The 25,849-nt window shown below is 66.2% G+C and carries 30 protein-coding genes, 1 tRNA gene and 1 pseudogene; 10 read left to right on the forward strand and 22 right to left on the reverse strand.

The window, feature by feature from the left end:
* From FYJ91_RS08455 to FYJ91_RS08465, 3 genes are all read right to left on the reverse strand, one after another.
* A complete protein-coding gene (locus FYJ91_RS08455) occupies positions 1-501 on the reverse strand; it encodes a nuclear transport factor 2 family protein (protein WP_149521822.1) in 501 nt (166 codons plus the stop codon).
* A 123-nt stretch (positions 502-624) separates the two neighbouring features.
* Entirely contained in the window at positions 625-1,104 is a 480-nt protein-coding gene (locus tag FYJ91_RS08460; RefSeq protein ID WP_149521823.1) for a glutathione peroxidase, read from the reverse strand.
* 38 nt (positions 1,105-1,142) lie between these two features.
* Entirely contained in the window at positions 1,143-1,643 is a 501-nt protein-coding gene (locus tag FYJ91_RS08465; protein WP_149521824.1) for a MarR family winged helix-turn-helix transcriptional regulator, read from the reverse strand.
* A 64-nt stretch (positions 1,644-1,707) separates the two neighbouring features.
* Between FYJ91_RS08465 and FYJ91_RS08470 the strand changes: the two genes are divergently transcribed.
* The gene (locus FYJ91_RS08470) at positions 1,708-2,589 is read left to right on the forward strand and encodes a branched-chain amino acid aminotransferase (protein ID WP_149521825.1); all 882 of its coding nucleotides are present in this window, start codon (positions 1,708-1,710) and stop codon (positions 2,587-2,589) included.
* Between the two features lie 133 nt (positions 2,590-2,722).
* Here FYJ91_RS08470 and FYJ91_RS08475 read toward each other — a convergent pair whose 3' ends face one another.
* From FYJ91_RS08475 to FYJ91_RS08500, 7 genes are all read right to left on the reverse strand, one after another.
* Positions 2,723-4,345 carry a helicase HerA-like domain-containing protein gene (locus FYJ91_RS08475; RefSeq protein WP_149521826.1) on the reverse strand — a complete coding sequence of 541 codons (1,623 nt, stop codon included), beginning with the start codon at positions 4,343-4,345 and terminating at the stop codon, positions 2,723-2,725.
* Between the two features lie 184 nt (positions 4,346-4,529).
* Positions 4,530-5,318 carry a sulfite exporter TauE/SafE family protein gene (locus FYJ91_RS08480; protein WP_149521827.1) on the reverse strand — a complete coding sequence of 263 codons (789 nt, stop codon included), beginning with the start codon at positions 5,316-5,318 and terminating at the stop codon, positions 4,530-4,532.
* Positions 5,319-5,396: 78 nt separating this feature from the next.
* Positions 5,397-7,871, reverse strand: coding sequence for a TonB-dependent receptor (locus FYJ91_RS08485; RefSeq protein ID WP_149521828.1), 2,475 nt, complete (start codon positions 7,869-7,871; stop codon positions 5,397-5,399).
* 241 nt (positions 7,872-8,112) lie between these two features.
* The gene (locus FYJ91_RS20560; protein ID WP_164857400.1) at positions 8,113-8,280 is read right to left on the reverse strand and encodes a DUF5818 domain-containing protein; all 168 of its coding nucleotides are present in this window, start codon (positions 8,278-8,280) and stop codon (positions 8,113-8,115) included.
* Positions 8,281-8,303: 23 nt separating this feature from the next.
* The gene (gene pyrF, locus FYJ91_RS08490; RefSeq protein WP_149521829.1) at positions 8,304-8,981 is read right to left on the reverse strand and encodes an orotidine-5'-phosphate decarboxylase; all 678 of its coding nucleotides are present in this window, start codon (positions 8,979-8,981) and stop codon (positions 8,304-8,306) included.
* Between the two features lie 2 nt (positions 8,982-8,983).
* On the reverse strand, positions 8,984-9,289 hold the full coding sequence (locus FYJ91_RS08495; protein WP_149521830.1) for a hypothetical protein: 306 nt from the start codon (positions 9,287-9,289) through the stop codon (positions 8,984-8,986).
* Between the two features lie 83 nt (positions 9,290-9,372).
* Entirely contained in the window at positions 9,373-11,652 is a 2,280-nt protein-coding gene (locus FYJ91_RS08500) for a patatin-like protein (RefSeq protein ID WP_149521831.1), read from the reverse strand.
* A 78-nt stretch (positions 11,653-11,730) separates the two neighbouring features.
* Between FYJ91_RS08500 and radA the strand changes: the two genes are divergently transcribed.
* Both radA and FYJ91_RS08510 read left to right on the forward strand, forming a co-directional pair.
* Positions 11,731-13,095 (forward strand): DNA repair protein RadA, encoded by a 1,365-nt coding sequence (gene radA, locus FYJ91_RS08505; protein WP_149521832.1) that lies wholly within the window; start codon positions 11,731-11,733, stop codon positions 13,093-13,095.
* A 103-nt stretch (positions 13,096-13,198) separates the two neighbouring features.
* Complete coding sequence (locus FYJ91_RS08510; RefSeq protein WP_149521833.1) at positions 13,199-13,747, forward strand: CvpA family protein; 549 nt, start codon at positions 13,199-13,201, stop codon at positions 13,745-13,747.
* A gap of 6 nt (positions 13,748-13,753) precedes the next feature.
* Here FYJ91_RS08510 and FYJ91_RS08515 read toward each other — a convergent pair whose 3' ends face one another.
* The 5 genes from FYJ91_RS08515 to FYJ91_RS08535 all read right to left on the reverse strand — a co-directional run bounded on the left by FYJ91_RS08515 (position 13,754) and on the right by FYJ91_RS08535 (position 17,707).
* Entirely contained in the window at positions 13,754-14,674 is a 921-nt protein-coding gene (locus FYJ91_RS08515; RefSeq protein WP_149521834.1) for a DUF481 domain-containing protein, read from the reverse strand.
* Positions 14,675-15,011: 337 nt separating this feature from the next.
* Complete coding sequence (locus FYJ91_RS08520; RefSeq protein WP_149521835.1) at positions 15,012-15,686, reverse strand: spermidine synthase; 675 nt, start codon at positions 15,684-15,686, stop codon at positions 15,012-15,014.
* Positions 15,686-15,982 carry an alkylphosphonate utilization protein gene (locus FYJ91_RS08525; protein ID WP_149521836.1) on the reverse strand — a complete coding sequence of 99 codons (297 nt, stop codon included), beginning with the start codon at positions 15,980-15,982 and terminating at the stop codon, positions 15,686-15,688. Before FYJ91_RS08525 ends, FYJ91_RS08520 begins: the two co-directional genes overlap by 1 nt.
* A complete protein-coding gene (locus FYJ91_RS08530) occupies positions 15,975-16,661 on the reverse strand; it encodes an RlmE family RNA methyltransferase (protein WP_149521837.1) in 687 nt (228 codons plus the stop codon). The genes FYJ91_RS08525 and FYJ91_RS08530 overlap by 8 nt, the downstream gene beginning before the upstream one ends.
* On the reverse strand, positions 16,658-17,707 hold the full coding sequence (locus FYJ91_RS08535) for a Ppx/GppA phosphatase family protein (RefSeq protein WP_149521838.1): 1,050 nt from the start codon (positions 17,705-17,707) through the stop codon (positions 16,658-16,660). The genes FYJ91_RS08530 and FYJ91_RS08535 overlap by 4 nt, the downstream gene beginning before the upstream one ends.
* Before the next feature lie 147 nt (positions 17,708-17,854).
* Between FYJ91_RS08535 and FYJ91_RS08540 the strand changes: the two genes are divergently transcribed.
* Together FYJ91_RS08540 and FYJ91_RS08545 are read left to right on the forward strand one after the other, a co-directional pair.
* A tRNA-Gln gene (locus FYJ91_RS08540) sits at positions 17,855-17,928 on the forward strand.
* A 204-nt stretch (positions 17,929-18,132) separates the two neighbouring features.
* A pseudogene (locus FYJ91_RS08545) lies at positions 18,133-18,417 on the forward strand (endonuclease/exonuclease/phosphatase family protein); the annotation flags it as partial.
* Between the two features lie 64 nt (positions 18,418-18,481).
* Here FYJ91_RS08545 and FYJ91_RS20565 read toward each other — a convergent pair.
* Both FYJ91_RS20565 and FYJ91_RS08550 read right to left on the reverse strand, forming a co-directional pair.
* Positions 18,482-18,658 (reverse strand): hypothetical protein, encoded by a 177-nt coding sequence (locus FYJ91_RS20565; RefSeq protein ID WP_181008404.1) that lies wholly within the window; start codon positions 18,656-18,658, stop codon positions 18,482-18,484.
* Positions 18,659-18,867: 209 nt separating this feature from the next.
* Positions 18,868-19,107 carry a low affinity iron permease family protein gene (locus tag FYJ91_RS08550; RefSeq protein ID WP_219822570.1) on the reverse strand — a complete coding sequence of 80 codons (240 nt, stop codon included), beginning with the start codon at positions 19,105-19,107 and terminating at the stop codon, positions 18,868-18,870.
* A gap of 208 nt (positions 19,108-19,315) precedes the next feature.
* Here FYJ91_RS08550 and FYJ91_RS08555 point away from each other — a divergent pair, with 208 nt between their 5' ends.
* The 5 genes from FYJ91_RS08555 (at position 19,316) to FYJ91_RS08575 (ending at position 21,673) form a co-directional block, all read left to right on the forward strand.
* Complete coding sequence (locus tag FYJ91_RS08555) at positions 19,316-19,555, forward strand: hypothetical protein (RefSeq protein ID WP_181008405.1); 240 nt, start codon at positions 19,316-19,318, stop codon at positions 19,553-19,555.
* Positions 19,556-19,655: 100 nt separating this feature from the next.
* Positions 19,656-19,892, forward strand: coding sequence for a hypothetical protein (locus FYJ91_RS08560; RefSeq protein WP_149521839.1), 237 nt, complete (start codon positions 19,656-19,658; stop codon positions 19,890-19,892).
* A gap of 52 nt (positions 19,893-19,944) precedes the next feature.
* Positions 19,945-20,268: a hypothetical protein gene (locus tag FYJ91_RS08565; protein ID WP_149521840.1), complete on the forward strand. Its 324-nt coding sequence runs from the start codon at positions 19,945-19,947 to the stop codon at positions 20,266-20,268.
* Positions 20,208-20,738: a transglycosylase SLT domain-containing protein gene (locus tag FYJ91_RS08570; protein ID WP_246152537.1), complete on the forward strand. Its 531-nt coding sequence runs from the start codon at positions 20,208-20,210 to the stop codon at positions 20,736-20,738. The genes FYJ91_RS08565 and FYJ91_RS08570 overlap by 61 nt, the downstream gene beginning before the upstream one ends.
* Positions 20,735-21,673 carry a cation efflux transmembrane domain-containing protein gene (locus tag FYJ91_RS08575; RefSeq protein WP_149521841.1) on the forward strand — a complete coding sequence of 313 codons (939 nt, stop codon included), beginning with the start codon at positions 20,735-20,737 and terminating at the stop codon, positions 21,671-21,673. The genes FYJ91_RS08570 and FYJ91_RS08575 overlap by 4 nt, the downstream gene beginning before the upstream one ends.
* 3 nt (positions 21,674-21,676) lie before the next feature.
* Here the strand turns inward: FYJ91_RS08575 and FYJ91_RS08580 are convergent, their stop codons facing one another.
* From FYJ91_RS08580 to FYJ91_RS08600, 5 genes are all read right to left on the reverse strand, one after another.
* Entirely contained in the window at positions 21,677-22,264 is a 588-nt protein-coding gene (locus FYJ91_RS08580; RefSeq protein ID WP_149521842.1) for an arylesterase, read from the reverse strand.
* 45 nt (positions 22,265-22,309) lie between these two features.
* On the reverse strand, positions 22,310-22,921 hold the full coding sequence (locus FYJ91_RS08585) for a flavodoxin family protein (protein WP_149521843.1): 612 nt from the start codon (positions 22,919-22,921) through the stop codon (positions 22,310-22,312).
* A 29-nt stretch (positions 22,922-22,950) separates the two neighbouring features.
* Entirely contained in the window at positions 22,951-24,243 is a 1,293-nt protein-coding gene (locus FYJ91_RS08590; protein WP_149522324.1) for a PQQ-dependent sugar dehydrogenase, read from the reverse strand.
* Positions 24,243-24,668: a DUF2231 domain-containing protein gene (locus tag FYJ91_RS08595; protein ID WP_149521844.1), complete on the reverse strand. Its 426-nt coding sequence runs from the start codon at positions 24,666-24,668 to the stop codon at positions 24,243-24,245. The genes FYJ91_RS08590 and FYJ91_RS08595 overlap by 1 nt, the downstream gene beginning before the upstream one ends.
* 83 nt (positions 24,669-24,751) lie before the next feature.
* Positions 24,752-25,837, reverse strand: coding sequence for a catalase family protein (locus FYJ91_RS08600; protein WP_149521845.1), 1,086 nt, complete (start codon positions 25,835-25,837; stop codon positions 24,752-24,754).
* Positions 25,838-25,849: the final 12 nt, after the last annotated feature.

Consider the following 25,849-nt stretch of genomic DNA (forward strand, 5'->3'; position numbering starts at 1 on the left):
CTACTTCATCACCATATCGATCCGTATCCGCGTCAGCTTGAGCGAGGCGATCTTCCAGCGGCCGTCGACGCGGACGTAGCGTTCGCGATAATGGCCATATCCGTGCATCTCGCGCATCGGATTGGCGCTGTCGGCGGGCCAGCGCAATTTGTCCTCCATCGCCCACAGGCCGGTCGCCTCGTCATCCGAGACGATCTCGATCTCGGGCATATGGCCGTGATGGACCGTCGACACGCCGTCGAGGTGGAAGTGCTGCGCGGCGATGAAGGTATCGATGCCGTGGATGATGAAATCGGGATTGGGCGGCGGGGCGGGGCGATCGGCCTCGATCGGTCGGCCCGCCGCATCCATCGGCGTAAACGCCTCGCTGGTGTCGATCTCGCAATCCTCGATGAAGACGTCGCGAAACCCGTCCCAGTCCTTCATGTCCATCGTGCGGAAATAGGCGGCCTTCAGCCGCTTGATCGCTTCGATCGCCTCGAGCCGCTCGGTCGCGTTCATGCCGCCTCTCCTTCTTCTCGTCATTGCGAGCGTAGCGAAGCAATCCAGTCCCCCGCTATGTTCAAAAGCGCAGAGCTGGATTGCTTCGTCGCCTGCGGCGTCTCGCAATGACGAGGCGAGGCGCTAAAGCAGCTTCTCGATATCCTTGCGGATCGCGTCCGGCTTGGTGGTTGGCGCGTAGCGGTCCACGACATTGCCAGCGCGATCGACGAGGAACTTGGTGAAGTTCCACTTGATGCCTTCCGTGCCCAGAAGGCCCTTGGCTTCGGTCTTGAGCCATTTGTAGAGCGGGTGGGTCGCGTCGCCGTTGACGTCGATCTTGGCGAACATCGGGAATTTGACGTCATAGCTGAGGCGGCAGAAGCTCGCGATCTCCGCCTCGTCCCCCGGTTCCTGCGCACCGAACTGGTTGCAGGGAAAGCCCAGCACCGCGAGTCCGCGATCGGAAAGCTCCTCGTGCAGCTTCTCCAGCCCGTCATATTGCGGGGTGAAGCCGCATTTGCTGGCGGTGTTGACGATCAGCAGCACCTTGCCGCGGTAATGATCGAGCGACACGTCCTCGCCCGAAATGCTCCGCGCGCTGAAATCATAGACGGTGGTCATGCGGCCCCCAAAGATTATCCGTTACATTGCGTAACAGGCTAGCGACGAATGTCCATCACGCGCTGGCGCTCGTCGGGCGGGATCAGCCCTTCGAGCACGTTCCAGAAGCCCGCAACCGCGCCCTGTCCCGCCTGCGCATAGGCGCCCGACAGCCCTTCGCGCAGCGCTTCGTACAGTTCGGACTCCAGCGCGGCACCCGCCGCGGTTACGCGAAGCAGCCGCTGGCGGCGATCCTCGCGCCCCATCCGCGTCTCGACGAGACCGCGCTGGGTCAGTTCGTTGAGCACGCGGCCCAGCGACTGTTTGGTGATGCCCAGCACGCGCAGCAATTCGCTGACCGTGATGTCGGGTTGTCGCGCGATGAAATAGAGCGATCGGTGATGCGCACGGCCCAGCCCCTGCTTCGCCAGCCCCTCGTCGATCCCGCGATACAGATGCGAATAGCCGAAATAGAGCAACTCGATCCCGCGCCGTATCTCGGGCTCACGCAGGAAGAGTGGGGAGGCACGATAGCCTTCATTGGTATTTTGGACAGCCATATTGACGTAATTTGCCAGCAGGCTTAACCGAACGCAACGCAAGATTCGTGCGGGATGAGGGACAATGGCTGACGAACCGACCTATGACGATCGCGATGGCTGGATCTGGCTTGATGGCAAGCTGGTTCCCTGGCGCGAGGCCAATGTCCATGTCCTGACGCACGCGATGCATTATGCCTCTTCGGTGTTCGAAGGGGTGCGCGCCTATGATGGGCACATTTTCGAACTCAGCTGGCATTCGCAGCGTCTGCGCAATTCGGCGGCGATGCTGGGCTTCGACCTGCCCTGGTCGGTCGAGGAAATCGACGCCGCCTGCATCGAAACGATGAAGGCGAACAACCTGACCGACGCCTATGTCCGCCCGGTCGCATGGCGCGGTTCGGAGCAGATGGGCGTTTCGGCGCAGAAGACCAAGCCGCACATGGCGATCGCCTGCTGGTATTGGGGCCAGTATCTCGATCCGGGTTCGAACGGGCTGAAGCTGGACATCGCGCCGTGGCGCCGCCCCGCGCCCTTCACCGCGCCGGTGCAGGCCAAGGCGGCTGGCCTCTACATGATCGCGACCATGTCGAAGCATCATGCCGAGGCGCGCGGCTATCAGGACGCGTTGATGTTCGATTATCGCGGCCAGGTGGCCGAGGCGACCGGCGCGAACGCCTTCTTCGTGAAGGACGGCGCACTCCACACGCCGACGCCCGAATGCTTCCTCAACGGCATCACGCGCCAGACGGTGATCAAGCTGGCGAAGAAGCGCGGTATCGAGGTGATCGAACGCGCGATCTGGCCGGAGGAACTGGAGGGCTTCGAACAGTTCTTCCTGACCGGATCGGCCGCCGAGATCGTCCCCGTCGGCTCCGCCGGCCCCTGGAACTTCGCAGTCGGCGATCTGACCCGTCAGATGCAGAAGGACTATTCGGATCTGGTCCGCGGCAAGCTGACTTTGTAAATCCTCCCCGGAACGGGGAGGGGGACCGCGCGAAGCGTGGTGGAGGGGGCGCGTCTCGAACGATGCGCCCAGCCTCCTGCCCCCTCCACCATCCTGCGGATGGTCCCCCTCCCCATGCTGGGGAGGAATAGGCCTACTTGAACAGCCCGCCCAAAATCCCGCGCACGAGTTGCCCGGCGATCCCGCCAGATTTGCTCCGGCTGCTCCCGAACACCGCCTTGCCCAGCTCGTTCGCAACCTGACGCCCCACCGATGAGGCGGCGGCGCGGGTGGCGGACTGGATCGCGCGGTCCATCGCGCTCGGCTGGGCCGCTTCGCGCGCGGCGGCGGCCTGCTGCCGCGCCTGCTCCTTGAGTTCGGCCTCGCGCTGCTTGGCCTCGACCTTGGCCTGTTCGGCGGCGGCCTTGTCGGCGGTCGCCTGCGCCTTGGCAGCATCGGCGGCGGCCGACGCGGCGGTTGCGCGCGCGGCAAGGATTTCTTCGGCGGATTCTCGATCGACCGCGTCGTCATATTTGCCGGTGACGGGGGAGATCGACACGAGCAACGCGCGCTCCTTCGTATCGACCGGGCCGAGCCGCGAGCGCGGCGGCGCGATCAGGCTGCGCTGGACGACGCCGGGCGATCCATCCTCCTGCAGCAGCGAGACGAGCGCCTCGCCAACCTTCAGTTCGGTGATCGCGGTGACGACGTTCAGATCGGGGTTGACGCGGAAGGTGTCGGCGGCGGCCGCGATCGCCTTCTGATCGCGCGGGGTGAAGGCGCGCAGGGCATGCTGGACGCGGTTGCCGAGCTGGGCTGCGACATCCTCGGGAATATCGATCGGGTTCTGGGTGACGAAATAGACGCCCACGCCCTTCGATCGGATCAGGCGCACGACCTGTTCGATCTTGTCGGCCAGCGCCTTGGGGGCATCCTCAAACAGCAGATGCGCCTCGTCGAAGAAGAAGACGAGCTTGGGCTTGTCGGGATCGCCGACCTCGGGGAGCGTCTGGAACAGCTCGCTCAGCAGCCACAGCAGGAAGGTCGCGTAGAGCTTGGGGCTCTGCATCAGCTTGTCGGCCGCCAGCACGTTGACGAAGCCGCGACCGTTATCGTCGACGCCCAGCATGTCGTGGATGTCGAGCGCGGGTTCGCCGAAGAAATGGTCGCCGCCCTGGCTCTCCAGCTGGAGTAACTGGCGCTGGATCGCGCCGACGCTGGGTTTGGTGACGTTGCCATATTTGGCCGAAAGATCATCGGCATTCTGCGCGCACCAGGCGAGCATCGCCTGCAGATCGCCCAGGCCGAGCAACAGCAGACCCTGTTCGTCGGCGACGCGGAAGGCGATCGAGAGGACGCCTTCCTGCACCTCGTTCAGCCCCATCAGCCGCGCGAGGAGGAGCGGGCCCATTTCGCTGATCGTCGTGCGGATCGGGTGGCCCTGTTCGCCGTAGAGATCCCAGAAGATCGCCGGATTGTCGCCCCAGATGAAGTCCGGCATGCCGATATCGGCGGCGCGGGCGACCAGCTTGTCGGCATTCTTGGCGGTCGGCGATCCCGCCATGGCGATCCCGGCAAGATCGCCCTTCACGTCGGCCATGAAGACGGGGACGCCCAACTTCGAAAAGCTTTCGGCGATCCCCTGCAATGTCACCGTCTTGCCGGTCCCCGTCGCGCCCGCGATCAGGCCGTGTCGGTTCGCACGACGCAGGTTGAGATATTGGGGCGCCGCGCCGCCGCTGCCCGCGCCGATGAAGATGCCGCCTTCGTCCGCCATGTCCGCTTCTCCTTGGATCGCGAACCTAGCCGATGGCTTATTCGGGCGCCATCGGAGCGATGCGGCCTTTGCGCCATGTTGCAATTGCGTACACCGCCAACCCCGACCAGATGAACGCGAAGGCCACGAAGCGGACGGGGAGCGGCGGCTCGCCGCTTGCCCGGCGCCCCGCGTCCTGCGCTGCTTAGAGCAGCGCCCGCCACAGGCTGTAGACGCTCGTCGCGATCAGGATGAAGCCGACCAGTGTCAGCAGACGCTTGGCGGGAATGCGCTTCACCAGCAACGCACCAATCGGCGCGGCGAACAGGCCGCCGATGATCAGGCCGACGGCGGCGATCGTGAACGCTGCCAGGCCAAGGTTCAGGATGAACGTTGCCGAGATCGCGGTGGTCAGGAAGAATTCGACCGTGTTGACGGTGCCGATCGTCCGCCGCGGTTCGGTGCCCTGCACCAGCAGGTTCGACGTCACGACCGGGCCCCAGCCGCCGCCGCCTGCCGCGTCGAGAAACCCGCCGACGAGGCCGAGCGGCGCGATGACACGCGCGGGCTTGTGCGCCGCGCCATGATCCAGCTTCCACGCCTTCCACAGCAGATAGATGCCGATGCCGACCAGATAGGCCATGACGAACGGCCGCGTGACCGATCCGTCGATGTTCGACAGCAGATAGGCGCCGCCGACCCCGCCCACGATTCCCGGGATGACGAGCCGCGAGAACAGCCGCCAGTCGACGTTGCGCTGATAGATATGGCTTATCGCCGAGGCGGCGGTGGTGAAGGTTTCCACCACGTGCACGCTCGCCGACGCGCGGGCCGGCGGCAGGCCGAGGACGCTGACCAGCATCGTATTGGTGATGACGCCGAACGCCATGCCGAGCGCCCCGTCGACGACCTGCGCCGCGAAGCCCACGCCGATGAAGGGGGCGATGGCCTGAAGCTGGGCGAACGTCAGTTCGGGAAGCGATAAGGAGAACATGTTCGGGCACTTACCTCAAAAGGAAGCCCGGCCAAGACAGAAGGGCTTGGCCGGGCGCTAGAGGGACTTTGTCGAGGGTTAGAACTTCGCCTTGATCGTTCCGCCCCAGGTCCGGGGATCGCCGGTCTGGCCGGCGATCAGGCCGACATTGCCGGGGGCAACCTGCAGGTTTTCGATATAGTTCACGTCGAAGGCGTTGCGGACCCAGGCGAAGACATCGAAGCCCTCACCACGGAAGCCGGCGCGGAAGTTGGTCAGCGCATAGCCCTTCACGTTGGTATAGATCGAGGGCGAAGCGTTCGAGTTCCAACGGTTACGATAATTGCCGTCGACGCCCAGGTAGATCTGGCCTTCCTTCGCGAGCAGCTCGATCGGCGTGTTGACCTCGGCCCCGTAGGAGAAAGCCCACTTCGACACGCCCGGCAGCTGCTGGCCGGAGATGTCGCAGGCGCGCGGCGAAAGCGCGCCGGGGACGCCGGGCTGCGAGTAATCCGGCGTGGCGTTGGCCGCCTGCGACGTGCCGCCCGACAGTTCGGGCGGGCAGGGGGCGTTGACGAACGTCTTATATTTGGCGTCGGTGTAGGCGCCGTTGGCGTAAGCGGTGAACCGGTCGCTGGTACGAATCTTGAAGTCCGCCTCGACGCCCTGCGAGCGCACCTTGCCCGCATTGGCCAGATAGCCGCGCACCGTGCCGAACTGACCACCGTTCACCGTCGCCTGGAAATTCTTGATGTCCGTGCGGAAGGCTGTGAGGTTGAAGGTCGCCAGACGGTTGAAGAACTGGGTCTTCAGGCCGATTTCGTAGTGGTTGACCGATTCCGGCTTCACCGTGCTGGCCGACAGATCGGGCACGTTCGCGGTCGTCAGCGGCAGGCCGTTCTGGTTGATGCCGACGGTCTTGAAGCTCTTGGCGTAGGTCGCATAGCCCAGCACGTCGCGCGCAAACTTGTAGTTCACGTTGAGATCGTAGCTGAAGTTCCACTTGCTGACCGACGGCGACGTGGTCTGCGGCTGATACACGCCGCACTGCGCGGCCAGAACCGTGCCGGCGGCCGGCGCGGGGGAGCAGCTGATCGCCGTGCCTGCGCCATTGGTGACGACGCGCTGATAGAAGCCCGACTTCTTGTCGTAATTGATGCGCGCGCCCGGCTGGATCGTCAGCTTGTCGGTCAGCTTGTAGCTCGCCTGGCCGAACAGCGCGCCGCTCGTGCTCTTGAGATACTGGGTGTTGGTGGCGGTCAGGCCGTTGAGGATGCTCGGATCGTTGGCCTGAGCGCCCGTCAGGCTCCAGCGGCTGGCGTCCGGCCCCTGCTGTTCGGTGCCCTGCGTGTCGATTCGCTGCTTGAAGCCGAACAGACCGACCACGAAGTCGATCTTCTCGCCTTCCTGATTGTAGCGGAATTCCTGGCTATACTGGTCCTGCTGCGACGGGTTCTGCGACCTGGACACGATCGACAGGCCGGTGAAGTCGCGGTCGTTCTCGGGCTTCCAGTCCCAGAAACGCCATGCGGTGATCGAGTGGAAGGTGCCGGCACCGACATCCCACTTCACCTTCAGCGATGCGCCGCCGATCTTGTTGCCGGCGTTCAGGTTCGCGTCGAGATCGGTCAGGCGCGCATAAGGATCGCGGCTGGGCACCGAATAGGGGCGGGTGGGGTTTGCGGCGTTATAGGCGGCGACCAGCCCGTCATATTGGCGGTTCAGCGCGCGCTGGGTGCGGCCGACGCGGACGAAGGTGGTACCGAAACCTTCCGGATCCTGCTTGCTGTAATCGCCCGACAGCGTGATGCTCAGATCTTCGCTGGGCTTGAACAGCAGGGTGCCACGCAGGCCCAGATTGTCTTGTTCGTTGATCCAGCGCTGGGTGCGCACGTTGTAGAGCGTGCCGCGACGCGTGGTCGAAGCGACGGCGATACGGGCCGCGACGGTGTCCGAAATCGGGCCCGAGACCGCGCCCTTGGCCTGCTTGTAGTTAAGGTTGCCGACGGTCAGTTCGGCTGCGCCTTCGAAATCGAAGGTCGGCTGGTTGGTGGTGATGTTGATCGCGCCGGCGGTGGTGTTCTTGCCGTAGAGCGTGCCCTGCGGACCGCGCAGCACTTCGACCTGCGACACGTCGAGGAAGTCGAAGGTCGCGGCGGCGACGCGCGAATTATAGACGTCGTCGACATAGATGCCGACGCCCTGTTCAAAGCCGTCGCTGGTCAGGCCGAACGGCACGCCAAGGCCACGGATGTTGACCGAGGTGTTGCGCGGGTTGGTCGTATAGACCTGCAGCGTCGGCGCGAGCTGCTGCAGCTTGACGACGTTGAAATTGCCGGTGGCTTCGATGCTGTCGCCGCGTATCACCGAGATCGCCAGCGGCACTTCCTGCGCGGCTTCGTTCTTGCGGCGCGCGGTCACGACGATCACGTCACCGGAAAGCGAGCGGGCTTCGGGGGTGTCGGATTGATCCGCCGCCGGGGCCGTCTGCTGGATCGCTGCCTGTTCGGCATGGGCCGATGTCGCAAGCACAAGGGTTGCCACTCCTGCCAGAAGCAAGGCGCGCATATTCATTCTCCCCGAAAGAAGTCTCTTTAGACTGTCACTATCCTCGATGCGCCCGGACGGGCGGCACCAGCAGGGATCCGAACCCCTTCATCTCCCTGTCGACCCCTACTTATCTCTACTGGATCGAGAGAGAAGAAAGAAAATCTATCATTTGAGTAGAGATGGTTTGACGACAGCCTTTTCGCGCCCGGCGCGAACGCGTGGGTGGCCTCGGTCGTTCCTATGAGTTTTGGTGATGAAACGCCCGTCAGGCGGGCTGAACGCCGTCCGCTTCGACATGGCCCGGCGCGGTTTCGACGCCGACGAGGCGCACGCGCTTTTCGACCAGATCGACCGGCGTGCGGTGCAGTTCCAGGCTGTAGGTGCCGCCCGAATCGCGCTTCAGCACGAAGCCGCCGCCATCACGCAACAGCATGCCGGTCTCATCGACAGGCGTATTCAGAGCGTCGCCTCGATCGCGCGGGCGGCGGCGTCGGGGTCTTCGGCCTGGGTGATCGGGCGGCCGATGACGAGGATCGAGGCACCGGCGTCCATCGCCTGGCGCGGCGTCATCATCCGCTTCTGATCGCCGACCTGGCTGCCCACGGGGCGAATGCCGGGAATGACGAAATGGCCGTGCGGCCAGATCTTCTTGGCGGCGGCCACTTCATTGCCCGAACATACGACGCCGTCGACGCCGGCTTCCTTGGCAAGCCGGGTCAGCCGTTCGACCTGTGCATGCGGATCGCCGTCGATCACGCCGATCGCGTTCAGATCGTCGCCGTCGAGGCTGGTCAGGACGGTAACCGCGACCACCTTGGTGCCCACCGGCGCCGCCGCCTTGGCGTCCTCCATCATCGCGCGCCCGCCCGCGGCGTGGACGGTCAGGATCGCGGGGTTGAGCCCGTTGAGCGCCTGCACCGCTTTCGCGACGGTGTTGGGAATGTCGTGCAGCTTCAGGTCGAGGAAGATCGGCAGGCCGATCGCGGCGATCTCGCGCACGCCGGCATGACCGTTGGCACAGAAGAATTCGAGGCCCAGCTTCAATCCGCCGACATGGTTCTTCACCTTGGCCGCGATCGCCTTGGCGCGGGCGAGGTCGGGCGTGTCGATGGCAACGTAGATCGGGCTTCGCATCGTCAATCCAGGATCGGGGTGGCGGGGACGGGAACGGGGCTCGTTTCGTCCCCGATGCTCCCCTCCGTCAACCCCGCATTGCGCTCCATCGACGCAATCCGCCGCTTGGCGCGCCAGCGTTCGGTGCGCAGCATGGCGTAGGTTGGCAGGAAGCCGGCCAGCACAGCCAGCACCAGCAGCACGGGCAGCTTGATGTCGAGGACCAGGTCCGCCCACAGCCGGATCGTCACCGGTGCCCAGTTTGCGCGCGCAAAAGCCGCCAGCACCACCGCCAGGATCGCCCAGAACAGGATCTTCAGGAACTGCATCCGGCCACCTTATGGCTGTTGGTTGCAGATTGCCACTGGCTCGTCGCTCTCTGATCCTCCCCCGCCAGGGGGAGGATAAGGGATTACCCGATCTCCGCCGCCAGGGCGTCGAGCAGCGGATCGGCCAGCCGCCCGCGCTCCTCGGTGATGACCGCGTGGAACAGGGCGCGCTTGATGTCGGCGATCTCTTCGGCGGGGATGATCGTCGCGTCGGGCAGGGTGGAGACGATCAGGTCGATCATCCGCTCCGCTCCGTGAAGACGCCCCCACAAATAATCGTTCTCGCGATAGGCGCGCGAGAAGAAGGCGCCGAAGCAGTTGAACTCCACCCCGCGCAACGTGGCCGCCGCGCCACCCTTGCGGATCGACCCCGCATCGTCGGGCGAGATGCGATCGACCTTGATCGCGTGAAATTCCTGCGCGCCCTGCGGCCGGAGCAGTGAGAGGGTCGCCAGATCGTAGAAGGTGAAGCCCAGATAAGCGAGCAGCAGCGTCTTGCGGTCGCCGCGCGAGAGGCGGGGCAGGGCGGCGGCGATCCGCTGGTCGGTCGCGTCGTCGATCGTCTCGATCGCGCGAAACGATCCGATCGCCGCGATCGCGGTGGCGATATCGCCGATCGCGCCGCGCGCCGCGCCCGCCACAGGGCTGGGATAATGATCGCGCATCTGCATATCGAGATAGGGCGCGAGCGATTCGTAGATTGCGGTGCGTGCCGCCTCGATCGCTTTCGGTTCGCTTTCCCCGCTGGCCTCGATGTCGGTCAGTCGATCGGCCAGGAAGCGCAGCCGGCGGATGCGATAACCCAGGTCGTGGGCCTTGAGGAAGTCGATCACCGGATCGGCCGTCGTGTCGTCGCCCAGGGCCCGGATCTGCGTGCCCACCGCCGCCCGGATCATGCGCAGCTCGGCCGGCTCGTCGAACCCGCCGAGCTGGGCGATCATGTCGGTCAGGTCATCGCCGATCGTGGCGAGTTTCAGGTGAATATAGCCCGCATAAGCGAAGCCCGCCTGCTTCGCCGCCAGTTCGTGCGAGCGCAGGCGCCAGCTGCGCACGCGATCGGTGCTGGGGCGATAGAGCAGCAGGACGTTGCCCATCGTGCTTTCGACCGCCTCGTTCACCTCGCCACGGATTGCGGCGATGATATGCTTGGTCTGCTCGATCCGCCGCGACCGCGCCTCGATCGCCTCCAGATTGTCGTGGATCGGCTGTTCGCGCGGGATGGTGGAAAGCGCGCCGAAGATGGTGGCTACGAAGCCCGGCTTCTCGCCGCTCAGCTTGCCCGCGATGATCGGATTGCCCAGTGTCGGATCGATATAGACGAAGCGGCGGTCGACCTCGCGTCGCGCGGGTCGGTTGCGCAGCGCGTCGATCGCGGGGCGGAAGGGGGCGTTGGCCAGCACCGATCCGTCGATCAGCACCACATCCTCGGCCCTTCGCGTCTCCCCGACCTGCAGCAGATTGGCAAGGAACGCGGCGCGATCGGGCCATTTGCGCTTCCGCTCGGCCAGCACATCGTCGATCTCGGTCACGGTGAAGGGCGGGAAGGCGCCGGGGAAGCTCGCGGTCGCGCGGCCGGCGAAGGTCAGCGCGGCGATATCGCCCAGCACGCGATCGGTGCGGCCATGATCCGAAAAGCCGATCGTCAGCCGGTGCTCGCGCTCTTCGGCGATGGCGGGGCTGTGGAGCGCCAGGTGCTGGCGGTGCCCGTGGAAGTCGGTGGCGGTGACGCTCAGGTCGATCGGCTGGCGTCGCGGCAGCAGCGGTGAGCCCGCGGGTTGCGCGCTCATCGCTTCGAACGCGTCGAGGATCAGGCGGGTGAAGGTCTTGCCCCCGAAGGGCGGGTGGAACCAGCGCGCGCGTACGAACAGCGATAGCTTGCGCCGCACCTCGGCGCGCGTCTCCGGCGCGACGGTGCGCTCGACCGTGCTGCCCCGCCGCCGCGTCAGCATCCACGCGATCGGCAACGCCCACAGGCGGGTGAGGCGGGTCAGCGGGCGCGCATCGGGATCGATCAGCTGCTCGACATCGGCATTTTCGAGCCACAGCTTCGTCAGCGGCTCGAGCGACTGGCCGGTCGCGATCGCCTGACCCAGGAACAGGCCGTTTAGCCCACCCGCGCTCGCGCCCGCGATCACGTCTATCAGCACCATCAGCTTCAGGTCGCCTTCGGCGGCGATCCGCTGGAGCAGGCCGTGATAGACCGCCTCGCTGCCGTCGATCACGGTCGGCGCCGGCTCGCCGGCATGGAACGCCCGGCTCGCGCGCGCCAGCCGCCACAGCTCCTTGGTGATCCCGTGCATGTAAACGGCCAGGCTGATCCCGCCATAGCAGACCAGCGCGAGCCGCAGCTCCTTCTCCCTCATGCGTGCGATGTCACATCTGCGGTTGCGCTTTTCAAGCTGCGAGCTATGTTCCCCATACGTTCGCAAACGGGGTTCGCGATGGCAAAGCCGCACAAACGCTACACATGTCAGGCCTGCGGCAGCGTCGCGACCCGCTGGCAGGGCCAGTGCACCGATTGCGGCGAATGGAATTCGCTGGTGGAGGAGACCACCAACGTCACCGTTTTCGCCGCCAAGCATCACCTGCGCGGCGGCGGACAGCGCATCGATCTGGTCGGGCTCGACGCCGAGATTCCGCTGCCCAAGCGGTCGTCGACCGGCATTGCCGAGTTCGATCGCGCGCTGGGTGGCGGGCTCGTCCCCGGCTCGGCGACGTTGATCGGCGGCGATCCCGGCATCGGAAAGTCGACGCTTCTTTTGCAGGCGGCGGCGAAGATCGCGCTCTCAGGGAAAACGGTCGCCTATATTTCCGGTGAGGAAGCCGCCGATCAGGTGCGCCTGCGCGCGCAGCGGCTCGGGCTGGGGCATGCGCCGGTGCGGCTCGCCTCGGCGACGTCGGTGCGCGACATCCTGACGACGCTCGAAAGCGCGCCGCCCGCCCTGCTCGTGATCGATTCGATCCAGACGATGCACAGCGACCAGATCGAAGGCGCACCGGGCACTGTCAGCCAGGTGCGCGCCTCCGCGCAGGAACTGATCCGCTTTGCCAAGGAGCGCAGCACCGCGGTCGTGCTCGTCGGTCACGTCACGAAGGACGGTTCGATCGCTGGGCCGCGCGTGCTCGAACATATGGTCGATACGGTGCTGAGCTTCGAAGGCGAGCGCAGCCATCAATATCGCATCCTGCGCGCGGTGAAGAACCGCTTCGGCGGCACCGACGAGATTGGCGTGTTCGCGATGGCGGAGGGCGGGCTGGACGAGGTCGGCAATCCCTCGGCGCTGTTCCTCACCAATCGGGGCGATGCGATGGCGGGCGCCACCGTCTTTCCCGCGATGGAGGGGACGCGGCCGCTGCTGGTGGAAATCCAGGCGCTCGTCGTCCGCCTCGCCAGCGGGGCGACGCCAAGGCGGGCGGTGGTCGGCTGGGATTCGGGGCGGCTCGCGATGATCCTCGCGGTGCTGGAGGCGCGGTGCGGGCTGAGCTTCTCGACCTGCGAAGTCTATCTGAACATCGCCGGCGGCTATCGCGTGTCCGATCCCGCTGCCGATCTCGCGGTCGCCGCCGCTTTGGTCTCCGCGCTTGCCGAACGCCCCGTCCCCACCGACTGCGTCGCCTTCGGCGAAGTCGCGTTGTCGGGTGAGATCCGTCCCGTCGCCCATGCGCCGTTGCGTCTGAAGGAAGCGGCCAAGCTCGGCTTCGCCCGCGCGTGGCAGCCGGCCTCTGCCGAGGCACAGCCGCTCATCACGGCGAGCCGCTTCGCGACACTGGCGGCGCTGGTCGACCACATTCTCGGCCGCAATTAATCCTCCCCCGCCAGGGGGAGGATCACTAGAGCGCCACTTCACTCCCCATTCATCCGCACCCCCGCATCTTCCCCTGCCGCGCCATCCCGAGTAGCTGCCACGCATGCACAGTCTGACCGCCCTCGACATCGTCGTCCTGATCGCGATCTTCGGTGGTGCGGCGATGGGGTTGCTGCGCGGGTTCGTGACCGAATTGCTGTCGCTGTTCGCCTGGGTCGCGGGCATCTTCGCGTTGAAGCTGCTGCATGGTCCGGCGACGGCCATGCTGACCGGCGTCGTCGGCACGCGCAGCGGCGCGAGCGTGCTCGCCTTCGCATTGATCTTCATCGTCGTGTTCGCAGGCGGCAAGATGATCGCGGGCGCGCTAGGCAGCCGCACGCGATCGTCGGTCCTGGGGCCACTCGATCGCGCGCTCGGCTTCGGCTTCGGCGCAATCAAGGGGCTGATCGTGGTGACGCTCGTCTATCTGCTGTTCAATCTCGGCTATGACACGATCTACGGCGCGACGTCCGAACGGCCGCAATGGATGCGTGAAAGCCGCACCCACCCGCTCCTCAACGCCACCGGCCGTGCGATCGTCGATTGGGTGGGCAAGCGCCGCGCGGCGGGCGGGCTGATCGGCGACGGTAACACCGCAGCGTCGGCCAGCTGAAGCCGCTCAGAAATTATAGACGAGCGATGCGCGCGAAACCGTGTCGGTGCTCTTCTGATCGATCGGCGCGTCGCGCTCATATTGGATATTGTAGGACAGGCGGCCCTTCACCGGCCCGAACAGGATTGTTTCGAGCGACGATGTCGACGTGACCGTGGTGTTCTCGCCCGGGCCATAGACTGCTAGCTGCTGCGCCAGCGTGACTTCGGGCCAGGGCGTCCACTTCGCATCGATGCTCCCGCGCCCCGCCACGCGGGTTTCGTCCGGCTCCAACGGATCGCGAAACCGCGTGTATCGAACCACCGGGCCCAGATCGACTTCGATGCGCAGCTTCGGTGAGTTGACCGCGACGACACCCAGACCCGCGCCCCCGGTGAAGCGGTGATCGTAACCCAGAAAGCGGTCATGCTCATATTGGGTGAAGCCGAACGCGTAGTAATTCTCGTTGATCTTGTAACGCGGCTGCCATGCCGCGACGGCGCGTTGGGTGGTCGGCTCTCTGTCGGTTTCCTGATAGTCGATCCGCGCCGATAATTGATGCTCCCATTTGAGCCCGCTGCGCTTCAGCTTGGTCGCGCCGTACAGGCCCAGCGTGCTTGTGTTGCCGGTCGACCAGCTTCCGCCCAGTTCGACCTGACCCTTCCACAGCGAAAGGATGCCCGCCGACGCCAGCCGCTCGCGTTCGGCATCGGCCTTCTCCTTGGCCTGCGCGGCGACCTCGCGATTATAGCTGTTCGTCATCGCCTCGATCTCGGCGATGCTGTCGGGATTGGTCCGCTTGGCAACGCCGATCACGGCCGATGTCGTCTGCGGATCGCCCGACTGGATCGCATCCTCGATCATAGCGCGCACCGCATCGGGCAGGGGGGCGGCGGCAACGGGGCTGGCGGATCCGGCAAGCACGAATAGGCCGATCGTTCGTTTCACGCATCACTCCAGAGGTGGGGAAGGCATGGGCCATCCCAGCATCCGCCTGAATGTGCGATGGACGGCACCGCGAGAACCCGCCGTGCAGCAACTCGCCCCGCCACCGCCCCGGACCGCCGCCTTGCACGCGATCCGCACCCGTCAAAGCGGAGAGGGCTTGGCGCTGTCCTACACGGCGGCGCCACCTTACTTTGCCCGTATGCCAATTCTCTCGCCTCGCCGTTCGCTGTGCTCGCAAAAGCATTCGGGGAAGCGATTCCGACGCGGACGTAGCGGCAACTTTCATAAGTTCCGCATTTCGAATTCGGCCCACGAGCCGAATCGGCAGCGCGATCCGTCAGAGCCTTGTCGTCACCCAGATGACGTGGCGTGCGCCCTTGGCGCCGTTGGCGCGGCTGACGATTTCGTCGGTGTGCCAGCCCTTGTTGCTCGACAAGCGCCGGGCGAACGCCTGGTCCGACGCGGCCGACCAGTAAGCGAGCACGCCGCCCGGTGCCAATGCGCGGCGCGCCATGTCGAGGCCCGATCGCCCGTAGAGCCGGTTGTTGGCCTCGCGGACGACGCCGTCGGGGCCGTTGTCGACGTCCATCAGGATTGCGTCCCACTGGCCGCGCGTCTCTTCGATCACTTCGCCGACATCGCGCTCGAGAATCGTCACGCGCGGATCGTCGAGGCAGTCGCCGAACAGTTCGGCCATCGGCCCGCGCGCCCAATCGATCACCTTGGGCACCAGTTCGACCACCGTGATCTCCGCGTCCTTCGGCAGCTCGGCCAGCGCCGCGCGCAGGGTGAAGCCCATGCCGAGGCCGCCGATCAGCATGCGGATCTTCGGCCGCCCGCGCAGGCGATCACAAGCGATCGTCGCCAGCGCCTTTTCCGACCCGCTGAGCCGGCTGTTCATCAGCTCGTTGCCCCACAGCGAGATCAGGAAGTCTGCGCCGCGCTTCATCAGCCGCAGTTCGCCCTCGCCGCCAGGCACCTTCGCGGTGTCGATCAGGATACGGGGGACCATCAGCGCTTCCGTACGAATTCGGCGCGCAGCACCAGGCCCTTGATGCCTTCGTATCGGCAGTCGATCTCCTGCTCGTCGCCGGTCAGCCGGATCGACTTGATCAGGGTGCCGCGCTTGAGCGTCTGCCCCGCGCCCTTGACCTTGAGATCCTTGATCAATGTCACCTGATCGCCATCGGCCAGCAGATTGCCGACCGCGTCGCGCACTTCGACGCCGCCCGACGGAGCGGGGCTGGCCGAGCCGCCCGGTACCCATTCGCCGGTCGTCTCGTCATAGACGAAATCCTCGTCACTCATCGCCGTCCTCCTTCGCGGGTTCGGGCCGGCCCTTAAAGCCTTGGGCGATCACATACCATTCGGACGAATCCTTGCGGCTCGCGGGGGGCTTGGCATGCTTGACGGTGGTGAACTGGCGCTTGAGTTCGGCGACCAGATCATGGTCTGCGCCGCCCGCCAGAACCTTGGCGACATAGGTGCCGCCCGGGCGCAGGATTTCGCTGGCGAACAGCCCGCCCGCCTCGACCAGCGCCATCGTGCGCAGGTGATCGGTCTGGGGATGGCCCACGGTATTGGCGGCCATGTCGCTCAGCACGATGTCGGCCGGCCCGCCCAAAGCCTCGGTCAGCAGAGCAGGCGCTTCGTCGGACATGAAGTCCATCTCGAGGATGATTGCGCCGTCGATCGGGTCGGTCGGCAGCAGATCGATCCCCACCACCTGTGCGTGCGGGCAGACGCGGCGAACCACCTGGGTCCAGCCCCCCGGCGCGATGCCCAGATCGATGACGCGCTTGGCGCCCCGCAGGAACTTGAAGCGCTCGTCGAGCTCGATCAGCTTATAGGCCGCGCGCGACCGGTATCCTTCGGCCTTGGCCTTGCGGACATAGGGATCGTTCAACTGGCGCTGGATCCACTTGATCGAGCTGCTGCTGCGGCCTTTCGCGGTCTTGATCCGCTGGCGGGTGCCTTCGCCCCTCATTTCGTGTGCTCCCGCGCCATCAGAGAGCGCAATATGCCTTCGCGGATGCCGCGATCGGCGATGCCGAGCCGTTCGGCCGGCCAGATATCGAGAATGGCGTCAAGGATCGCGCAGCCCGCCACGACCAGGTCGGCGCGCTCGGGCCCGATGCAGGGCAGCTTGGCGCGTTCGGGCACGCTCATCGCCGAAAGGTCGGCGCTGATCTTGCGCATCGCTTCGGCCGGGACGATCAACCCGTCGATCGCGCGGCGATCATAGCTTGGCAGGTCCAGGTGGACGCTGGCCAGCGTCGTCACCGTACCACTGGTGCCCAGCAGCCGTCCACCCGGCACGCCATTGGCGTTCAGCCGTGTGGCGAAACCCGAAAAGCTGTCCGCCACGCGCGCGCGCATACGGGCATAGCTGGTCATCAGCTCCCCGGCGGTGTCGCCGACATGCGGCTCACTCTCGGTCAGCGACACGACGCCCCACGGGGCCGAATACCAGTCGAGAATATGCGGCTGCGGGGTCGCGGTGTCGACCAGCACCAGCTCGGTCGATCCGCCGCCGATGTCGAAGATCAGCGCCTTGCCCTCACCGGGCTCAAGCAAGGTATGACACCCCAGCACGGCCAGCCGCGCTTCGGTCTCGGCGCTGATGATCTCGAGCATGATGCCCGTCTCGCGATACACGCGCTGGATGAACTCGCGGCCGTTGGTGGCGCGGCGGCACGCTTCGGTCGCGACCGATCGGACCAGCGCGACATGGCGGCGGCGCAGCTTGTCGGCGCACACCGAAAGCGCGGAGACCGCGCGATCCATCGCGGCCTCAGACAATTTGCCCGTCGCCGCCAGCCCTTCGCCCAGCCGCACGATGCGCGAGAAGGCGTCGACAACAACGAAGCCGTCCTCGTTCGGCCGAGCGATCAGCAGGCGGCAATTGTTGGTGCCGAGGTCCAGCGCGGCGTAGCTGTGTCTGGGCCCGCCGCGGGGATGCGGCGCGGATTGCGCTCTGCCCCTCCTGACACCGTCGGGGCGCGGCGCGGCCGATCGGGGACCGTGCGCCATATATGTCTCTGCTCTATCTCCGCGGGACATTTCCCGGCGGAACTTGTCGGCAAGCCTAGTCGTGAAAGCGCTATCCGGCAAGGGCAGGGGAGCCAAAGCCTCTTGACCTCGCCAGCCTCCCCGCTTAGTGCGCGCGCTCCGGCGTGATGCCCCGTCGTCTAAAGGTAAGACTACGGACTCTGACTCCGTCAATTGAGGTTCGAATCCTCACGGGGCATCCAGGCGGTTCCAGAAAATATGGCTCAATTCGCTTTTGGCGATTTCATGCCCACTTTTATGCCCATTTTGGGATTGGATAGCGGCAGCCTGTTACGGACGGCGCGCTTAGGCCCGGTGGTACCCATCGCGCATGTCAGGGTACCTGAAGTAACTCGATACCGGCCTCCATGCCCCGATCGTCAGTCAGGGCACGACCGGCACGTTTCCGCGCGGCTTATCGCCGGCTGCTCGCGCAGGGCTGGACCGACAGCTTGCGCGCGCTCCATCCCGACGAGACGATCTATACCTTCTGGGACTATTTCCGGAACGCCTATGGCCGCAATGCGGGGCTCAGGATTGACCATCTCCTGCTGAGCCCGCCGCTCAAGAAGCGGCTCAAGGCGGCGGAGGTCGATGCGCATGTCCGGGGCTGGGAGAAGACCAGCGACCATGTGCCGGTCTGGATCGAACTCGCCGATGCGCCGGCGCGGCGGCGAAAATCGGTCGGCTGAGGCGCACATGAAAACGCCGCCCCAAAGGGCGGCGCTCATGGACCTCAGCTGCGGACGCCTGTTATCAGGCGTCGGTGCCGGGGGTCGTCGTCTTGGGGGCCTTGCCATCCTCGGCGCGGCCCTCGTTGCGGAGGTCACGGCCTTCCTGGGCCTTCTGCTGGCTTTCGGGCGACTTGCCGTGCTCATAAGCCTCTTCCTTCACGAAACCGGCGGCTTCCTTGATCTTGCCTTCGACGCTCATGATACTCTCCTCATAAGGTGGTGTGGGGCTGTCCCATCAGGCTAATCAACCAACGAGATCGACCGCCCGTTCCTGTCGTTCCGCCTGCGGTGCTGATCTCGATCAGCACGAAAACATGGATGTCAGCCGTCCCGATGCTCGGCTTTGCGGCGCTTCTCGATGTCCTCGGGTTCTTCCTTGTCAATCGGGCCTAGACCGGTGCGCGCGCCCTAGTCGGCCTTCAGCAGTTCGTCGAGCTTGGCGTGGATCGCCTGGGTGTCGCGATGCTCGGCGCGCACGATCAGCAGGGTCATGAACCAGGTCGCGATCGTCGCGGCGCCATGCCAGTCGAACGTCTCGGGCTCGAGGATCAGCCAGGCGATCGTGAAGCTGATCAGGACCAGATAGGCGGCCGGGTGCGCGGTCCAGACGCCGAGCTTGGTCAGGAAGGAACGCGCGATGTTGGGCATGGCGGTTCAACGTCACGCCATCGCCGCCGTTCCCGGCGGTGCAACCGGGGCGCCTTCGGCAATCGTCCTAACCTCCATCAGCCGTTCGGACATTCGCCGCATTTCCAATGCCTTCGGGCGCGACGGCGCCGAAGGGAAAGGAACGACCCCGCAGCTCACACGCTCTTCCCGCACGGCCCCGACAGCGGGCCGGTCTAGGAGAATGACGATGACCCAGAACAATCAGCAGGACGGCAATCGGACCAACATCGGCGGCGCGGGCCAGGGCAGTTCGGGCGGCCAGGATATGGATCGCGGCCAGCAGGACCAGCAGCGCCAGGGCCAGGTCGACCGCCAGCAGAACCAGCAACGCGGCACCCAGGACGACCGCGACCAGCAGGAGCGTGACCGCAAGGATCGCCTCGACCGCGACACCAGTGTCCAGGGCGACGATAGCGGACAGCGCTGAGCGATCGGCACCGCGTGAGGAAAGGGGCTTTCGGGCCCCTTTCTTTTGCAACGGAACGGCGACCTGCGCGCGTCGTTTGCTGTTCCTAGAGGAGAGAGACATGACCGATGATGCTTTTGCGAACCGTCCGTCCGAGGCCGGTGCCGCGGCCGGTGGCCCCGCCGAGGATGGGATCGACGACGCCACGCTGACCGAGGCCCAGCGCAACGAGATCCGTCGCCGCCGCGCGATGGCGAGCGCGGTCGACGATGCCGATGCCAGCCATGAAGGCGGCATGGGCGCGCAGGGCGGCGCGGTCGATTTCGGCAAACCGAAGAATTTCGGCCTGCCCGAGTGAGGACCGGGGGCGCCGGCCGCGCCGGCGCCCCGTTCAAGCGTTGAGACGATCGATGGCGACGAAGCATTTCACCCCCACCCTGCGCATGGCGTCGGCGGCCCGCCGGGGCCTGCGCCTGCGCGAAAAATTCAATCGCGGCGGCGCCCAGGTCGGCGTCGATCGCGCGCACCAGCTCGCCGAGCGGCGCGATGTCAGCGAAGCCGACGTCAAGGCGATGCACAGCTTTTTCGCCCGCCACGCGGTCGACAAGGACACCGCGACCCACAAGTGGGATTCGGACAGCGACCCGTCGGCCGGCTTCATCGCCTGGCTGCTGTGGGGCGGCGACGCCGGCAAGGCCTGGGCGGACGCCAAGGCCAAGGCGCTCGACGCCTGACCGGTCCGACCACTCCTCGCCGGGCCGCGCTGCTGTCGCTGGCGCTCCTCACCAGCCTTTCGGCGTGCGACGCGCTGCCGCGCGATCCCGAGGGCACGCTTGAACATGTGCGCGCGTCGAAGACGATCCGGGTCGGTCTCACGCAGATGTCGCGAGCCGATCGCGCGATCGCCGACAAACTAATTTCTGTAGTCGCGCAGCGGACGGGCGCGCGTCCGACGCTGACGCCGGTGACCACCGAACCGGCCTTCGCCGCGCTTGACGAGGGACGGCTCGATCTGGTGGTCGGCCCGTTCAGCGAGGACAGCCCCTGGGCGACCGACGTCGCCTTCGGCCCGCCGCTCAAGAAGGCGGGGAGCGAGGATCATCCGATTGAGGTGAAGGCGGCGATGCGAAATGGCGAGAATCGCTGGATCATGCTGGTCGAGGCGGCAAGCCGTCAGGTCTCGCCCGCGGTCGCGACCCAATGAGCGACAACAGCCTGCCCTACGAACTGCGCGACACGATGCGCAAGGCGATCCGCCTCGAATATTGGAACATCTTCTGGACCGTGACGGTGATCGTCGCGATGGGCCTCGTCCTTGGCCAGTCGGAGACGATGAAGACCGCTTGGGTCGAGGATACGCTGGGGCTCGTCCCCCCAATCATGTTCCTAGTTGCCGCCCACATGGAGATGAAGGGAGAGCGATCCGAGCGCTTCCCCTTCGGCTTCGAGCGGGTCAACGGCCTCGGCTTCTTCCTCGCCGCGGTCGCGCTCGCCGCGGTCGGCGTGCTCCTGCTCTACAACGCCGTGATGGCGCTGGCGGCGCAGGAGCATGCGACCGTCGGTTCGGTCATGCTCTTCGGCCACGCGATCTGGCTGGGCTGGCTGATGATTGCAGCGCAACTCTATTCGCTCGTCCCGCCGATGATCATCGGTCGCAAGGAGCTGCCGCTCGCCGAAAAGCTCAACGACAAGCTGCTCCACACCGATGCGCTGATGAACAAGGCCAACTGGCTGACCGGCGCGGCCGGTCTGTTCGGCGTGATCGGTCTTGGTCTTGGCTGGTGGTGGGCGGACTCGGTCGCCGCCGCCCTGATCTCGGTCGACGTCATCAATGACGGGGTGAAGGCGCTGCGCTCGGCGACCGCCGAACTGGTCGACGGCCATCCGCGCGACCTGTCGAGCGTCGACCTCTCGCCCGAAGCGCGCGCGGTCGCCGAACGGCTCCAGGGCGAGTTTCCCGGGGCGACGATCCGGCTGCGCGAGACCGGCCGTCTGATCCGCGCCGAGGTCCATGACACCCACCCGCCGGAGGGCTGGCGCCATCCCCGCCATTATTGGCCGAAGGACGAGGACCGCGCCTGGCGCCTCGCGCAGGTGAGCTTCATCCCCCCGACCGAGGATGAGAGCGACCGGGGCTGAGCGTCAGGCGGCCTGCGCGGGGGCGGCCGCGAGCGCGGCTTCGACCGCCGGCAGGAAGCCCTTGGCGATCAGCGTCGTGCCGGCGGCGTTGGGGTGAACCCGGTCGCGCAGGGTGAGCGCGGGATTGCCGAGCAGGCCCGGCGGCAGGAACGGCGCCAGCCCGGTGCCGTGGCGTTTGGCAAGTTCGGCATAGATCGCGGTGCAATTCTGGCCGAAGGCGCCGAGGAAGCGCGGCGCGTCCATCTGCGCGAGCAGCACCGGAAGCCCACAGCGCTTGAGCTCGGTCAGGATCGTATCGAGATTGGCCCGGGTCGTCTCAAGCGCGATCCCGCGCAGCAGATCATTGGCGCCGAGCTCGACGATCACGAGGTCGGGTCGGGCGGTCAGCTGGCTGAGGACGCGCGGCAGCCGCGCGACCGCGCTCGACGTCGTGTCGCCGGACAGGCCGGCGTTGATCACCGAGGCGTGCGGGTGGCGCGCCTGCAGGAGGGTCTCGAGTTGGCCGGCAAAACTCTGGGAGCGGGCAAGACCGTAGCCTTCGGTGAGGCTGTCGCCGAAGGCGAGGATCAGGGTGTCATAGGTTACGGATATGGGATCGGCTGCTCCGGTCCGCCAGTGGCCGCCGTGGAAGTCGCCCTAACCCGGATAAGGTTTGTCCTTGAGCAGCCGGGCGAGATGGCTGGCGTTCGACGCCACCATCTTCGCGGTTTTGGCGACCATTTCGGGAGTCTTCTTGAGGTCCTGAAAGTCGACCGACCCCATCGCCTCGCCGACCCAGTAGCAGGCGGCGACCGACGGGATCGTCCAGCCCGTGTCGTTCAACGACTGGAAGATCTGCGCTGACGAGAAATGAGCGCCGTCCTCATTGCCGACGATCGCGGCCACCGCGACCTTGGAGTAGCTCGGCATGCGCCCGGCCTCGTCGGTCTCGTCGAGGAAGGCGTCCATCCGCTCGAGCACGCGCTTGCCGACGCTCGAAACCTGCCCCATCCAGATCGGGGTGCCGAAGATGAGGATATCGGCGGTGAGGATCTTCTCGCGGATCTTGGGCCAGGCATCGCCCTCGCCCTCGTCGGACAAGACCCCGGGGAAGACGTCATGATCGGCGATCCGGATCGTCTCGGCGACGGTGACGCCCTTGGCTTTGAATTCCTTGGCGAGCAGCGCGATCATCGCGTCGGTCGAGCTGCTCTCGCCCGCCTTCGAGCGCTTGAGTGTGCAATTGATCGGTTGGGCCTTGAGCGCCATGGCGGGAATCCTCTCTAGGGTGAGACGCGTCAGCGCCGCGGCGCGACCCGCCAGACGGTGTTCGACAGGTCGTCAGCGACAAGCAGGCGCCGGCCGACCGGGTCATAGGCGACCCCCACCGGGCGGCCGCGGGCATGGCCGTCCTTGAGGAAGCCGGTCAGCACATCCTGCGGCTTGCCTGCCGGGCGGCCGTTCGCGAACGGCACCCAGACGACCTTGTAGCCCGACAGGTCCTGGCGGTTCCAGCTGCCGTGCTGGCCGACGAACGCCCCGTGTTTCCAAGGGCCGAGCCCCTCGCCGGAGACGAAGCTCAGGCCGAGTGCTGCGACATGCGAGCCGAGCGCGTAATCGGGGCGGATCGCCTTTTTCACCATCTCGGGCTTCTGTGGATGGACGCGCGGATCGGCGTTCGGGCCCCAATAGCTGTACGGCCAGCCATAGAAGCCGCCATCGCGGATCGAGGTCAGATAGTCGGGGACGAGTTGGGGTCCGAGTTCGTCGCGCTCGTTGGCGACCGTCCAGAGTTGCTTCGTCTCGGGCTGAATCGCCATCGCGGTCGGGTTGCGGGTGCCGGTCGCATAGGGCCGGTGCGCGCCGGTCACGCGATCGATCTCCCAGATCTGCGCCCGGTCCCCCTCGACGGCGAGGCCGCGCTCGCCGATATTGCTGTTCGAGCCGATGCCGACATAGAGTTTGGTGCCGTCGGCGCTTGCGGCCAGCGACTTGGTCCAGTGATGGTTGATCCTGGAGGGCAGCTTGGTGACCTCGACGCCGGGGCCCGTGGCCTTGGTGTCGCCGTCGCGATAAGCGAAGCGCAGCAGCGCGTCCTGATCGGCGACGTAGATCTGGCCGTCGACAAAGGCGAGGCCATAAGGCGAGTTCAGCCCGTCGGCGAAGACCGTCCGGACCTCCGCCTTGCCGTCGCCGTCGCGATCGCGAAGCAGCGTGAGGCGGTTGCCGCCTTTGACATCGGTCTTGCCGCGCGCCTTGATCAGCCCGGCGATCACATCCTTCGGCCTGAGCGCCGGCGCCGACTGGCCCGAGCCCTCGGCGACGAGGATGTCGCCATTGGGCAGCACCAGCATCTGGCGCGGGACCTTGAGGCCGGTCGCGAGCGCGGTGACGGTGAAGCCGTCGGGCGCCTTCGGTGTCTCGCCCTCCCAGCCCACCGGGGTCGCGATCTTCATCGGCGGCAGCAAGGTCTCGCGCTGCGCGGGGAGATTGGGGTCGGCGCCCTCCTGGTCGATGCCCGGGCGGCTCTGACCGCAGCTGGCAAGAGCCAGCGCGAGCGCGCTGACGGCGATGAGATTGCGCGCGACCATCATGCGCTCCTCCGGCGGCTGAAGGCGATCCAGCCCGCGCCAAGCGCAAGGACCGCGCTCACGATCGATAGGATCAGCCCGGTCGTCTCGACCGAACTCCATCCGTCGCGGCTGTGCTGGAAGGCGTTGATGAGGCCGACGATCCACATCACCGCGAGCAGGACGAACAGGAGCAAGCCGCGCTTGGCGACAGCCGTGCGGCTCAGCCGGATCGCGTCGACCACCGACCAGAGCACGGCGAAGCCGCCGACTAACAAGGCGCCGGCGTTGAGCCAGGCCGCGAAGTTGGTCCACTGGACCTCGGCCGTGTTGAGATAGGTGATGTCGGCAAAGAGCGCGCTCGGGAAGAGCGCGATCGGGAAGGCGAGCAACAGCCCGTGGAGCGGGTGCAGCAGCGGCTGGGTGCCGGGTGGGGTGGCGGTCACGCGAAGAGTCTCCGGAACGGCAGGACGGGCGGCAATCGAATGCGTCGGGCCCGCAGACGTTCCGCGCGCCCTCGCTTGGCGGATCAGGCGGGCAGGTCGGCGTGGCGTGGTTCGTGAATCGGGCAGCCGTTGAAGCGGCTGCGTGTCTCGACCGATGCCGCATAGACCGGCTTGCGCGCGCGCATCACCGCCCCGAGCGGGCGGTGCGCCTGGATCCCGTGCCAGGGGTTGAACGAGGTCTGATCGTCGAGGATGCGGGCCCGCGCGTCATTCCACGCCGCCTGTGCGGGCACCTCGATCCGCGCGACCGCGATATAGGGGTTGTCCTCTTCGGGCCAGGCGACCGAGGCGTCCTCGATCGGATTGGCCTCGAGATCGCGGCAGAGCTGGACCCGCAATTCCCAGGCGCCGCCGTCGCGCGCCAGGGTCGACCCGATCTCCTCGCGCAGCGCATTGTCGCGCCCGTCGATGTCGATCTCTTCGTCGGCGAGTGCCGTGAAATTGGGCGAGAGCGGGAACAGCCCGAGCTTGGCGATATAGTCGCCATAGCGGATTGGCGCCTGGCTGAAGAAGGTCTCGCCGAGCGGATGGGTGTGGCGGTGACCGCCGAGCTGTTCGAGAAAGCCGCTTTCGCCGCCGACGGCCTCGACGCCCTTCTCGAGCGTGCGGAACACCGCGGAGACGGCCTTCTTCAGCCCCTCGACCTTGTCGGTCGTCTTGGCGAGAAGCTTCAGATTGCCGAGGAATTTCTTCGGGCCCGGTGCCGGGAAGGCGATGCCGTTGGCGAGGAGGAAATCCTGGGTGCTGTCGCCTTCACTGCCCTCGAGCCGGTCGCCGCCCACATCGAGCACCTTGATGCCGATCCCGCGCAGCAGCGAGATGCTGTCGGGTAGGACGTCACCCGCGCCGGTCGAGATGCGGATCAGGGCGTCATGCCGGCCGGGGGTCGCGAACAGGCCTTGGGCAAGTTCGGCGGGGAGATCGTCGAGGACGGTGAAGCTTCCTTGGAGGAGCGCATGGCTCTTGGCGTGGACGCCGCGAAAGCCATGGCCGCTGTCGGCGTGGGTCGTCTCCTGGATCGATCGGAAGGTCTCGATCAGTTCGGCTTGGACCTCGGCTTCGTCAGGTTCGATCGTCTCGACATCGGGGGTGTAGCGGACGGGGGTCATGGGCAATCCTTT

Origin of the sequence: Sphingomonas montanisoli (genome assembly GCF_008274695.1) — a bacterium.
GTDB lineage: Bacteria > Pseudomonadota > Alphaproteobacteria > Sphingomonadales > Sphingomonadaceae > Rhizorhabdus > Rhizorhabdus montanisoli.

Coding starts and splice junctions, on each gene's coding strand:
- FYJ91_RS08510 (WP_149521833.1), top strand. CDS start 13,199: ATGCACAGTCTGACCGCCCTCGACATCGTCGTCCTGATCGCGATCTTC.
- FYJ91_RS08555 (WP_181008405.1), top strand. CDS start 19,316: ATGACCCAGAACAATCAGCAGGACGGCAATCGGACCAACATCGGCGGC.
- FYJ91_RS08500 (WP_149521831.1), bottom strand. CDS start 11,652: ATGAGGGAGAAGGAGCTGCGGCTCGCGCTGGTCTGCTATGGCGGGATC.
- FYJ91_RS08525 (WP_149521836.1), bottom strand. CDS start 15,982: ATGAGTGACGAGGATTTCGTCTATGACGAGACGACCGGCGAATGGGTA.
- FYJ91_RS08575 (WP_149521841.1), top strand. CDS start 20,735: ATGAGCGACAACAGCCTGCCCTACGAACTGCGCGACACGATGCGCAAG.
- pyrF (WP_149521829.1), bottom strand. CDS start 8,981: ATGCGAAGCCCGATCTACGTTGCCATCGACACGCCCGACCTCGCCCGC.
- FYJ91_RS08485 (WP_149521828.1), bottom strand. CDS start 7,871: ATGAATATGCGCGCCTTGCTTCTGGCAGGAGTGGCAACCCTTGTGCTT.
- FYJ91_RS08475 (WP_149521826.1), bottom strand. CDS start 4,345: ATGGCGGACGAAGGCGGCATCTTCATCGGCGCGGGCAGCGGCGGCGCG.
- FYJ91_RS08585 (WP_149521843.1), bottom strand. CDS start 22,921: ATGGCGCTCAAGGCCCAACCGATCAATTGCACACTCAAGCGCTCGAAG.
- FYJ91_RS08590 (WP_149522324.1), bottom strand. CDS start 24,243: ATGGTCGCGCGCAATCTCATCGCCGTCAGCGCGCTCGCGCTGGCTCTT.
- FYJ91_RS08520 (WP_149521835.1), bottom strand. CDS start 15,686: ATGGTCCCCCGTATCCTGATCGACACCGCGAAGGTGCCTGGCGGCGAG.
- FYJ91_RS20560 (WP_164857400.1), bottom strand. CDS start 8,280: ATGCTGTTGCGTGATGGCGGCGGCTTCGTGCTGAAGCGCGATTCGGGC.
- FYJ91_RS08465 (WP_149521824.1), bottom strand. CDS start 1,643: ATGGCTGTCCAAAATACCAATGAAGGCTATCGTGCCTCCCCACTCTTC.
- FYJ91_RS08455 (WP_149521822.1), bottom strand. CDS start 501: ATGAACGCGACCGAGCGGCTCGAGGCGATCGAAGCGATCAAGCGGCTG.
- FYJ91_RS08550 (WP_219822570.1), bottom strand. CDS start 19,107: ATGCCCAACATCGCGCGTTCCTTCCTGACCAAGCTCGGCGTCTGGACC.
- FYJ91_RS08470 (WP_149521825.1), top strand. CDS start 1,708: ATGGCTGACGAACCGACCTATGACGATCGCGATGGCTGGATCTGGCTT.
- FYJ91_RS08565 (WP_149521840.1), top strand. CDS start 19,945: ATGGCGACGAAGCATTTCACCCCCACCCTGCGCATGGCGTCGGCGGCC.
- radA (WP_149521832.1), top strand. CDS start 11,731: ATGGCAAAGCCGCACAAACGCTACACATGTCAGGCCTGCGGCAGCGTC.
- FYJ91_RS08535 (WP_149521838.1), bottom strand. CDS start 17,707: ATGGCGCACGGTCCCCGATCGGCCGCGCCGCGCCCCGACGGTGTCAGG.
- FYJ91_RS20565 (WP_181008404.1), bottom strand. CDS start 18,658: ATGAGCGTCGAAGGCAAGATCAAGGAAGCCGCCGGTTTCGTGAAGGAA.
- FYJ91_RS08480 (WP_149521827.1), bottom strand. CDS start 5,318: ATGTTCTCCTTATCGCTTCCCGAACTGACGTTCGCCCAGCTTCAGGCC.
- FYJ91_RS08460 (WP_149521823.1), bottom strand. CDS start 1,104: ATGACCACCGTCTATGATTTCAGCGCGCGGAGCATTTCGGGCGAGGAC.
- FYJ91_RS08530 (WP_149521837.1), bottom strand. CDS start 16,661: ATGAGGGGCGAAGGCACCCGCCAGCGGATCAAGACCGCGAAAGGCCGC.
- FYJ91_RS08495 (WP_149521830.1), bottom strand. CDS start 9,289: ATGCAGTTCCTGAAGATCCTGTTCTGGGCGATCCTGGCGGTGGTGCTG.
- FYJ91_RS08600 (WP_149521845.1), bottom strand. CDS start 25,837: ATGACCCCCGTCCGCTACACCCCCGATGTCGAGACGATCGAACCTGAC.
- FYJ91_RS08560 (WP_149521839.1), top strand. CDS start 19,656: ATGACCGATGATGCTTTTGCGAACCGTCCGTCCGAGGCCGGTGCCGCG.